This is a genomic window from Limosilactobacillus mucosae, assembly GCF_046939755.1.
In the GTDB taxonomy this organism is placed as follows: Bacteria; Bacillota; Bacilli; order Lactobacillales; family Lactobacillaceae; genus Limosilactobacillus; species Limosilactobacillus mucosae_A.
The window spans coordinates 1-442 of sequence record NZ_JBKZAY010000096.1; the positions used below are offsets into that span (position 1 = coordinate 1).

Below are 442 nucleotides of genomic sequence, written 5' to 3' on the forward strand. Positions count from 1 at the left end.
ATGAATCCTTCACCGTCCCAATAGAGTCCCTTAAATCGATCATTGCGTGTGCCGCAGAAGAGGAAGAGGGAATCATCAAACAGATCCAGATCATAGTTTTCGGCGACCACCGCCGCTAAGCCATCAATGCCTTTGCGCAGATCGGTTTTGCCGCAGACGATAAAAACATGCTTCGGCTGGGTCCAATTAACTAGCATGATCAACGAGGAGTTTAATCAAGTTTTCGATCATTACGGGATCCGCGTCTTGGTAGATGTTAAGCCGCACCTTCTGAATTGACAGTGAAGCTACTAGCACGCGCCGATTAGTCTTGCGGTCGTTTGAAGCGGCGCTGACTTCAACGATTTCATTTTGAGTCATCAAAAAGACCTCCTATATGAGTTTCCTCAAGTATAGAAGGTCCATGTGGTGGTTGGAATACGTGTTGTTATGGTGTGCTTAC

At 46.6% G+C, this 442-nt stretch carries 2 protein-coding genes; both read right to left on the minus strand.

Features of this window, described 5'->3' with window-relative positions; translation table 11 throughout:
• The coding region (gene tnpB, locus ACLUWI_RS10315; protein ID WP_412147241.1) for an IS66 family insertion sequence element accessory protein TnpB at positions 1-197 on the minus strand (197 nt) is incomplete at its 3' end.
• Positions 187-360: a hypothetical protein gene (locus ACLUWI_RS10320; protein ID WP_185910560.1), complete on the minus strand. Its 174-nt coding sequence runs from the start codon at positions 358-360 to the stop codon at positions 187-189. The genes ACLUWI_RS10320 and tnpB, both read right to left, overlap by 11 nt.
• Positions 361-442 lie beyond the last annotated feature (82 nt).

Excerpts from the sequence above, each read along its gene's own strand:
- ACLUWI_RS10320 (WP_185910560.1), bottom strand. The coding sequence starts at position 360 with ATGACTCAAAATGAAATCGTTGAAGTCAGCGCCGCTTCAAACGACCGC.